Here is an 8,498-nt window from a genome sequence, read left to right as displayed (position 1 = left end):
GGGCCGAGCAATGCGCTGACTTCCCCCGGCGGCAGCGTCAGCGTGACGTCCTGCCAAATACGCTGCGAACCGAACGACTTCGTGATGCCTTCGGTTCTGACCTCGACGCCCACGCCAACCTCCACTTTCTCCGACGAGCGCACTACGTGTGACTACGGGCCACAAAATTCGCGCGGTGTGGCGCATCACAGTAGGTCCGGTCACTGTATCGCATATGCACCGTCTCGGACACTGGGACCTGACTGGTCGGTAGCAACATTCGTATCGAATTATCGATTACGCGCCAATCACGACGGCACAATACGCGAAAAGGGCGGTCCCCCAATGGGAACCACCCTTTTCACAATCAACGCGGCCCGGGGCTGTGCCCCGCCACAGGTCCGTCTTACTTGACGGAAACCTTGGCGCCGGCCTCTTCCAGCTTCGCCTTGGCGGCCTCGGCGGCGTCCTTGGCGACCTTCTCCAGGATCGGCTTCGGGGCACCCTCGACCAGGTCCTTGGCTTCCTTCAGGCCCAGGCCGGAGACGATCTCGCGCACGACCTTGATGACCTGGATCTTCTTGTCGCCGGCACCCTCGAGGATGACGTCGAACTCGTCCTGCTCCTCGGCGGCCTCGGCCGGAGCAGCGGCGCCACCGGCGACGGCGACGGCGACCGGAGCGGCAGCGGTGACCTCGAACTTGTCCTCGAACGCCTTCACGAACTCGGACAGCTCCAGCAGGGTCATGCCGGCGAAGGTCTCGAGCAGCTCATCAACGTTGGCCATTGATATTTCCTTTCGGTAGTTCCGTCACCGCGCGAACGGCGACGAAGAGGTTTGGGGTAGTGACTTATTCGGCGTCTGCGGCCGGAGCTTCGGCGGCGCCACCCTCGGCGCGCTTCTTCTCCTCCAGGGCCGCGGCCAGGCGAGCGATCTGCGAGGCCGGGGCGGCGAACAGCCCGGCAGCCTTCGACAGGTTGCCCTTCATGGCGCCGGCCAGCTTGGCCAGCAGCACCTCGCGCGACTCCAGGTCGGCAATGCGCTCGACCTCGGACACGGACAGCGCGGCGCCGTCCATGTAGCCGCCCTTGATGATGAGCGCCTTGTTGTCCTTGGCGAACGCCTTCAGCGCCTTCGCGGCGTCGACCGGCTCACCCGTAATGAAGGTGATGGCGGTCGGACCGACGAACAAGTCATCCAGGCCTTCCACGCCCGCCTCGGCGGCAGCGCGCTTGACCAGGGTGTTCTTGGCGACGGAGTAGGTAGCGTTCGCGCCGAGGGCACGACGCAGCTCAGTGATCTTGCCGACGGACAGGCCACGGTATTCCGTGACGACAGTCGCGGTGGACGACTTGAACTGCTCGGTGATCTCCGCAACCGCGGTGACCTTCTCAGCCTTTGCCATACTTCGCCTCCTCTCTGGATGGTCGGATCTCGTATGAACTACCGAGTTCCGCCACAGGGGCCGGCGACAAAGCAAACGCCCCGGACGCAAGGTGGTCCCGGGGCGCACAAGAAACAGTCGCGATTTCTCGCGGGTTTCCCGACCTCGGCTCTCCCTGCGTGGGCCGCCGGCAATATCGCCGGACCTTCAGCCGCCTGACGGCAGCAACCAACGGTCTTCGGTAGAACGATTTGGGGGTGATCACCGAACAGGCCGGTGACCGTCGTCCAATATAGCGGACCGGCATCGATACGCCAAAACGGGGGTGACACCCTGCTGTTCTTCTTCGCAAAAGCGAAGGGCCGGTACGAGATTCGTACCGGCCCTTCGGGCTTCATGCGTTGCTACGCGTTACCGCGTCGAGGAATCAGTCTTCCTCGGCGAAGTTACGGGTGCGGTTCGGATCCACCGGGATGCCCGGTCCGGTGTTGGTCGAGAACGTCACCTTCTTGACGTAGCGGCCCTTCGCGGTGGAGGGCTTGACACGCAGGATCTCGTCGAGCGCGGCGCCGTAGTTCTCGGCCAGCTTCTTCTCGTCGAAGGAAGCCTTGCCGATCACGAAGTGCAGGTTGGCCTGCTTGTCGACGCGGAAGTTGATCTTGCCGCCCTTGATGTCGTTGACGGCCTTGGTCACATCGGGGGTGACGGTGCCGGTCTTCGGGTTCGGCATCAGGCCACGCGGGCCCAGCACGCGAGCGATACGACCGACCTTGGCCATCTGGTCCGGGGTGGCGATCGCGGCGTCGAAGTCCAGCCAGCCGCCCTGGATGCGCTCGATCAGGTCCTCGGCGCCCACGGCGTCCGCACCGGCGGCCTCGGCCTCGGCGGCCTTGTCGCCGACCGCGAACACGATGACGCGGGCGGTCTTACCGGTGCCGTGCGGCAGGTTGACGGTGCCACGGACCATCTGGTCGGCCTTACGGGGGTCGACACCCAGACGCACGGCGACCTCGACGGTCGCGTCGGTCTTGGTGGTCGAGGTCTCCTTCGCCAGGCGCGCGGCGGCCAGCGGAGCGTAGAGCGCGGCGCGGTCGACCTTGGCGGCCGCCTCGAGATAAGCCTTGCTTCGTTTTGCCATGATTCTCTGTCCTTGTCTAAGTCAGAAGTGGTGCGGGACAGGCGGTCCCTTCCACAAGAGCTCTGTATCCAACTGCGGCGATCGCGGGCCCTACGTGGTTACGCAGGCAAGCGCGGAGTGGCGGAGCGGCGCCTCCGGGCCTGACACGCTCACCGCGGAGAGCCCTACTCCGCGATGGTGATACCCATCGAGCGGGCGGTGCCGGCGATGATCTTCGCCGCGGCGTCGATGTCGTTGGCGTTCAGGTCTTCCTGCTTGGTCTTGGCGATCTCACGGACCTGGTCCATGGTGATCTGCGCGACCTTGTTGCGGTGCGGCTCGGCGGAGCCCTTCTGGATCCCGGCGGCCTTCAGCAGCAGACGCGCGGCGGGCGGCGTCTTCAGCTTGAAGTCGAACGAGCGGTCTTCGTAGACCGTGATCTCGACCGGGATGACGTTGCCACGCTGCGACTCGGTCGCCGCGTTGTACGCCTTGCAGAACTCCATGATGTTGACGCCGTGCTGACCCAGCGCCGGACCGACCGGCGGAGCCGGGTTGGCGGCACCGGCCTGGATCTGGAGCTTGATGAGCCCAGCGACCTTCTTCTTCTTCGGGGGCATCTTTCTTCCTTGGGTTAGGTTCCTTACGGATTCCCGTAAGCCTTCTCCGGACCGTGCCCCGGACAGGATCGCCCGAGGCACAACCCGTCAAGTCTATGCGAACGCGAAAAAGGCGGTGACACCGGCCCGGAAGCGGACCGGGCCACCGCCCTGACGCACTTAAATCTTGGCGACCTGCGTGAAGGCCAACTCGACCGGAGTCTCGCGGCCGAAGATCGAGACCAGCACCTTGAGCTTCTGCTGCTCGGCATTGACCTCGGAGATGCTGGCCGGGAGGGTGGCGAAGGGGCCGTCCATGACGGTCACCGACTCGCCGACCTCGAAGTCGACCTCGATGACCGGCTTCACGATCGGGGTCTCGCCGGGGGCCGCGGCGGCGGCAGCGGCCGTCGCCGGGACGGCCTTCTTCTGCTGCGCGGCCGGGACCAGGAACTTCACCACTTCGGGAATGGTGAGCGGCGAGGGCCGCGAGGTGGCGCCGACGAAACCGGTGACGCCGGGGGTGTTGCGCACCGCGCCCCAGGACTCGTCGTTCAGCTCCATGCGGACCAGGATGTAGCCCGGCAGCACCTTGCGGTTGACGTTCTTCTTCTGGCCGTTCTTGATCTCGGTGACCTCTTCGGTCGGCACCTCGACCTGGAAGATGTAGTCCTCGAGACCGAGGTTCTGCACGCGGGTCTCGAGATTGGTCTTCACCTTGTTCTCGTAGCCGGCGTAGGAGTGGACCACGTACCAGTCACCGGGCGCGCGCCGGAGCGCGGCGGTCATCTCGGCGACCGGGTCGGCCGGCTCATCGGAGAGCTCGGCGGCGGGGCGGGCGGGCTCGTCCTCCTCGGCGTCGGCGGCGAACTCGCCGGCCTCCGCGTCGGCGGCAAAAGTCTCGGCCTCGTCGGCGAAGCCCTCAGCGTCGTCTTCGACGTCCGCGGTGGTCTCTTCGATCACCGCGTCATCCACCGGGAATTCCTCGGTTGTGCCGTTCTCCGGGGTGCTCACTGGGGCACTCGCTTCCTTAGTCGTCACGTAATCCTCTGCGCGCCGGGACAAAACGCCCGGCGGATGGTCCCGCTCCCCGCCTCTGCCCGGGGGCCGGTCACCGGCCGCGACGGTCAGACGCGGTCATCGTGCCGCCTAGCCGAAGAGCCAGCTGACACCCTTGATGAACGCCAGATCCAACCCGCTGATGTACGCGACGATGAAAATCACGAACACCAGGACAACGCTCGTATAGGTGACCATCTGCTTGCGGTTGGGCCAGATGACCTTGCGAAGTTCCGCGATGACTTCCTTGAGGAACTTCACCAGGCGCTTGAACGGATTGCCCGTTCCGCCTCGCCCGGCCTTCTTGTCCTTGCCGGACTGCTTGGTGGTTGCCTTGGCCGAGTCCGACGGTCGATCGATCGTCGCGACGGCACTGGACGACGCGGCGCGCGTGCGCCGGGCGGACCGCTTGCCGCTCGGCCGAGCCACCGCGGCGGTGTCATCGCCATCTTCGTGGCGAGTGTCCCGCTCGTCGCTCACGTCGATCCTCTCTACGTCGGCATCCAGGGCAGGGGCGACAGGACTTGAACCTGCAACCTGCGGTTTTGGAGACCGCTGCTCTGCCAGTTGAGCTACGCCCCTTCGGCTGGACGGGGTAACGAGTCCAGCCACTGTTCTATTCAGTTGTACACGGGTTTTCACACAACATGCGCGCCGCTCCTCGGAGCAGCGCGCATCGGCTGGTAACCCCAGATTCCCGAGTGTACGTTACCCCGCGTGGCGATCGCCAATCGGGGTGTCGCAGCGTACGTCGGGTCGAAGGTCAGGAGAGCTGCACCGTTGCGGTGGCGCGGCCGAAGATCTTGCGCCCCTCGGACTTCGCCACGATGGCGACGACGGCGGTGCGGGTCTCCGGGTCCACGGACTTGACCTTGCCGGTGTACTCGATCTCCGCGGGACGGTCGACCGGAACGTAGACGGGGCTGGTGAAGCGGACGTTGTACTCCTTGACCGCACCTGGGTCGCCGAGCCAGGAGGTGACGAAGCCGCCGCCCAGGCCCATGGTCAGCATGCCGTGCGCCACAACGTTTTCCAGGCCGACCAGCTTCACGACATCGTCGCTCCAGTGGATCGGGTTGGCGTCGCCGGAGACGCCGGCGTAGTTCACCAGATCACCGCGGGTGAGACGAACCACGCGCGGGGGCAGTTCGGCGCCGACGATCACATCCTCGAAGCGGCGGACGTGCTTGCTCGCGGCGATCGTGCCGGTGGCCGCGATCTCGACCGGCGCCGGGGGCGGCGGCACGTCGGCGCTGCGCGGGTGGTGCTCCGGACGCTCGTCCGGGCCGACGCCGTGCATGAGCACGTTGCGCACGGCCTCACCCATGTTGGGATCGATGTCACCGCCACTGCGGCCGATGAGGGTGGTGTAGGTGGTGAGGACCAGCTCGTCGTTCTGGTCGACCACGTCGTTGCGGGTGACGATGATGTCGCCGCCGAAGGCCTGCCGGAAGGAGTGCAGGTAGACGATGCAGGACAGTTGGTCGCCGGCCCGGATGGGCCGGTGGAACTCCAGGATCTGATCGGTCTGCATGATCTGGCTCAGGTCGTAGCCGGTGACGATCTGCTCGAAGAGCTTGCGCTGGGCCAGGATTCCGACCAGGGAGATGAACGTGAGGGGGGCGACCAGCCCGTTGTGACCGTAGCTCTGGGCGATGTCCTCGTCCCAGTGGACCGGGTGATAGTCCTGCACCGCGCGGGCGTACTCGCGCACCTTCTCGCGGCCGACCTCGTAGTAGTCGTCGACGCGGTAGTGGTGGCCGACCATGGCGGCGGCGTGTGCGGCGGGGTCGAAGACCTCGCTGGAATCGACCATGTCGGCCTCGATGTCAATGTCGATGTTGATCGTCACGGCAGGAAGTCCCTATCTGATCCCCGGAACGGGATCGGGCGAGAGCGCTGAACCACCGCTATATACGCCAAATGCCGGACCGGCGCCACTATCTCTTTCTAAGAGACGGAGTGACTTGCCGATCCGGCACTGTCATCCACGCGGTAGATCGCGCGGGTTTAAGTTAGCGAGACTCGCGGTGCGCCCGGTGGGTACCGCAGTTCGGGCAGAATTTCTTCAGCTCGAGGCGGTCCGGGTCATTGCGCCGGTTCTTCTTGGTGATGTAGTTGCGGTGCTTGCACTGCTCGCAGGCCAAGGTGATCTTTGGCCGGATATCAGTGGACTTCGCGGCCACGATTGCCTTCTTTCCGGTCAGCCTGATTGGGATATCAGTATGTAGCGATGGCCGGACTTGAACCGGCGACACAACGATTATGAGTCGTTTGCTCTACCGACTGAGCTACACCGCCATCTGTTGTCGGTACTGACGGCGGGAAGGTCCCGGGTCCTGCAACGAGAAGCCGAGTCGGTCACCACCGGCAATCCGGCGAGCCCCCTAACGGAATCGAACCGTTGACCTTTTCCTTACCATGGAAACGCTCTGCCGACTGAGCTAAGGGGGCGTGTCTGTCTTGCTCCGGCCTCGGCCGGGGCGCTGACGACTTGAACGAGATTACACACATCCTCACCGACTATCCAAACCGTGTGGTCAGAGGACATTTTGACCACACGCAGGTTCGCGGCCCGGCTCGATTCTGGACTGCGCTCCGCCTCCCCGCGCTCGGAGCAGATACGGGAGCGAAGCGGAGGAGCGGAGGAGGGAAGAATCGAGCTTCCGGCTCCATAGACCTGCGCCTTGGCCGCGAACCCGCCGGAGCGCAGCGGAGGCCAAAAACACAGAGCCCCGTGGACACTGGGTCCACGGGGCTCTCTGGTGGCGGATGAAGGATTTGAACCTCCGAAGCATTACGCGGCTGATTTACAGTCAGCTCCCTTTGGCCGCTCGGGCAATCCGCCGGGGTACGCCTTGCAGCGCTCCAGCAGAATACAACGAACACACGCCCGGAATGCAAACCGGCTGGATACAGCCGTGCCGAAGGGGCTAGCGTCGGCGTGGAACATCCCGAATATCCGAGTCTCGGACAGGAGAAGAGTGTGGCGGATTCGTCGTTCGATGTCGTCAGCAAGATCGATCGCCAGGAGGTGGACAACGCCCTGAACCAGGCCGCCAAGGAGCTGAGCCAGCGCTACGACTTCCGGGGCACCGGGGCGAGCATCGAATGGTCGGGTGAGGAGAAGATCATCCTCAGCGCCGAGTCGGAGGATCGCGTCAAGGCCGCCCTGGATGTGTTCAAGGAGAAGCTGATTCGCCGCGACATCTCGCTCAAGGCGTTCGACGCGGGTGATCCGCAGGCCTCCGGCAAGGTGTACAAGATCACAGGAACCCTGGTGCAGGGCATCACCACGGAGAATGCGAAGAAGATCGCCAAGAAGATCCGTGACGAAGGTCCCAAGGGTGTCAAGGCGCAGATCCAGGGCGAGGAGCTGCGGGTCAGCAGCAAGAGCCGCGACGATCTGCAGGCGGTCATCTCGCTGCTGAAGGGCGGCGACTTCGATATCGCCCTGCAGTTCGTGAACTACCGCTAGTAATTGCGGTTTCCACCAGCCATCTCCTCGAGGCGGGCGATACGGTCCGCCATCGGGGGGTGGGTGGAGAACCAGCGGGCCATCCGATCGCCGTTGCGGAACGGGTTGGCGATCATCAGGTGCGACTGCGCGGTCAGCTGCGGCTCGGGGGGCAGCGGGGCCGCCTGGGTGCCGCGCTCCAGCTTGCGCAGGGCCGATGCGAGGGCCAGGGGGTCGCCGGTGAGTTCGGCGCCGTCCTGGTCGGCCTGGTACTCCCGGGAGCGGGAGACGGCCAGTTTGATGAGCGAGGCCGCGATCGGGCCCAGCAGCGAAACCAGCAGGATGCCAATGATATTCGGGCCCTCGCCGTCCCGGCTGCCGCCGAAGGCGCCGGCGAAGAAGGCCAGATTCGCCAGGCCGGAGATGACCGAGGCGAGCGCGCCGGCCACCGAGGAGATCAGGATGTCGCGGTTGTAGACGTGCGAGAGTTCGTGGCCCAGCACCGCGCGCAGTTCCCGCTCGTCGAGGATCTGCAGGATGCCGGTGGTGCAGCAGACCGCGGCATTGCGCGGATTGCGGCCGGTGGCAAAGGCATTCGGCGCATTGGTGGGGCTGATGTAGAGGCGCGGCATGGGTTGCCGTGCGGCCGTGGCCAACTCGCGCACGATGCGGTACATGGCCGGGGCTTCCAGCTCCGTCACCGGCTGCGCATGCATGGCCCGCAACGCCAGCTTGTCGCTGTTGAAGTAGGCGTAGGCGTTCATGCCCACGGCCAGCACGATCGACAGGATCAGGATCGTGGGACTGCGGAACATCGCTCCCGCGAACACGATCAGCGCCGACATCCCTACCAGCAGCCCGAACGTCTTCAACCCGTTCGCGTACCCGTGCCCATGCATGCT

Annotated in this window: 10 protein-coding genes, 4 tRNA genes and 1 pseudogene; 1 reads left to right on the top strand and 14 read right to left on the bottom strand. The window is 65.1% G+C overall.

Going from position 1 to position 8,498, the window contains the following annotated elements:
* From ACWEKS_RS44200 to ACWEKS_RS44140, 13 genes and pseudogenes are all read right to left on the bottom strand, one after another.
* Positions 1-113, bottom strand: a pseudogene (locus ACWEKS_RS44200) (ABC transporter ATP-binding protein); the annotation flags it as partial.
* Between the two features lie 272 nt (positions 114-385).
* Positions 386-766, bottom strand: coding sequence for a 50S ribosomal protein L7/L12 (rplL, locus tag ACWEKS_RS44195; RefSeq protein WP_040862028.1), 381 nt, complete (start codon positions 764-766; stop codon positions 386-388).
* 64 nt (positions 767-830) lie between these two features.
* Complete coding sequence (gene rplJ / locus ACWEKS_RS44190) at positions 831-1,385, bottom strand: 50S ribosomal protein L10 (protein ID WP_354850760.1); 555 nt, start codon at positions 1,383-1,385, stop codon at positions 831-833.
* A gap of 406 nt (positions 1,386-1,791) precedes the next feature.
* Positions 1,792-2,502, bottom strand: a complete 711-nt coding sequence (rplA, locus tag ACWEKS_RS44185; RefSeq protein WP_452345673.1) for a 50S ribosomal protein L1 — start codon at positions 2,500-2,502, stop codon at positions 1,792-1,794.
* Between the two features lie 164 nt (positions 2,503-2,666).
* Positions 2,667-3,101 (bottom strand): 50S ribosomal protein L11, encoded by a 435-nt coding sequence (gene rplK, locus ACWEKS_RS44180; protein ID WP_354850762.1) that lies wholly within the window; start codon positions 3,099-3,101, stop codon positions 2,667-2,669.
* A 159-nt stretch (positions 3,102-3,260) separates the two neighbouring features.
* On the bottom strand, positions 3,261-4,094 hold the full coding sequence (gene nusG / locus ACWEKS_RS44175) for a transcription termination/antitermination protein NusG (RefSeq protein WP_452345672.1): 834 nt from the start codon (positions 4,092-4,094) through the stop codon (positions 3,261-3,263).
* A gap of 135 nt (positions 4,095-4,229) precedes the next feature.
* On the bottom strand, positions 4,230-4,619 hold the full coding sequence (gene secE / locus ACWEKS_RS44170; protein ID WP_379390814.1) for a preprotein translocase subunit SecE: 390 nt from the start codon (positions 4,617-4,619) through the stop codon (positions 4,230-4,232).
* A gap of 29 nt (positions 4,620-4,648) precedes the next feature.
* Positions 4,649-4,721 (bottom strand) — tRNA-Trp (locus ACWEKS_RS44165).
* 181 nt (positions 4,722-4,902) lie between these two features.
* Positions 4,903-5,955: a fused (3R)-hydroxyacyl-ACP dehydratase subunits HadA/HadB gene (locus ACWEKS_RS44160; protein ID WP_452345675.1), complete on the bottom strand. Its 1,053-nt coding sequence runs from the start codon at positions 5,953-5,955 to the stop codon at positions 4,903-4,905.
* 199 nt (positions 5,956-6,154) lie between these two features.
* Positions 6,155-6,325 (bottom strand): 50S ribosomal protein L33, encoded by a 171-nt coding sequence (rpmG, locus tag ACWEKS_RS44155; protein ID WP_029925945.1) that lies wholly within the window; start codon positions 6,323-6,325, stop codon positions 6,155-6,157.
* A 42-nt stretch (positions 6,326-6,367) separates the two neighbouring features.
* A tRNA-Met gene (locus ACWEKS_RS44150) sits at positions 6,368-6,440 on the bottom strand.
* A gap of 80 nt (positions 6,441-6,520) precedes the next feature.
* Positions 6,521-6,593 (bottom strand) — tRNA-Thr (locus ACWEKS_RS44145).
* 309 nt (positions 6,594-6,902) lie between these two features.
* A tRNA-Tyr gene (locus tag ACWEKS_RS44140) sits at positions 6,903-6,987 on the bottom strand.
* A gap of 138 nt (positions 6,988-7,125) precedes the next feature.
* On the opposite strand from ACWEKS_RS44140, the gene ACWEKS_RS44135 reads away from it, so the two are divergent.
* Positions 7,126-7,617 (top strand): YajQ family cyclic di-GMP-binding protein, encoded by a 492-nt coding sequence (locus ACWEKS_RS44135; protein WP_354850771.1) that lies wholly within the window; start codon positions 7,126-7,128, stop codon positions 7,615-7,617.
* Here ACWEKS_RS44135 and htpX read toward each other — a convergent pair.
* A complete protein-coding gene (gene htpX, locus ACWEKS_RS44130) occupies positions 7,614-8,495 on the bottom strand; it encodes a zinc metalloprotease HtpX (RefSeq protein WP_364625579.1) in 882 nt (293 codons plus the stop codon). The genes ACWEKS_RS44135 and htpX overlap by 4 nt on opposite strands.
* Positions 8,496-8,498: the final 3 nt, after the last annotated feature.

The sequence above is a fragment of the Nocardia sp. NPDC004711 genome (genome assembly GCF_053601595.1).
The sequence above is the reverse complement of the archived record's forward strand: the minus strand, read 5'-3'. Positions and strand labels throughout refer to the sequence as shown.

Bases quoted from the DNA above. Each gene is read 5' to 3' on its own strand.
- rplL (WP_040862028.1), bottom strand. From the start codon at position 766: ATGGCCAACGTTGATGAGCTGCTCGAGACCTTCGCCGGCATGACCCTG.
- rplJ (WP_354850760.1), bottom strand. From the start codon at position 1,385: ATGGCAAAGGCTGAGAAGGTCACCGCGGTTGCGGAGATCACCGAGCAG.
- rplA (WP_452345673.1), bottom strand. From the start codon at position 2,502: ATGGCAAAACGAAGCAAGGCTTATCTCGAGGCGGCCGCCAAGGTCGAC.
- rplK (WP_354850762.1), bottom strand. From the start codon at position 3,101: ATGCCCCCGAAGAAGAAGAAGGTCGCTGGGCTCATCAAGCTCCAGATC.
- ACWEKS_RS44160 (WP_452345675.1), bottom strand. From the start codon at position 5,955: ATGGTCGATTCCAGCGAGGTCTTCGACCCCGCCGCACACGCCGCCGCC.
- htpX (WP_364625579.1), bottom strand. From the start codon at position 8,495: ATGCATGGGCACGGGTACGCGAACGGGTTGAAGACGTTCGGGCTGCTG.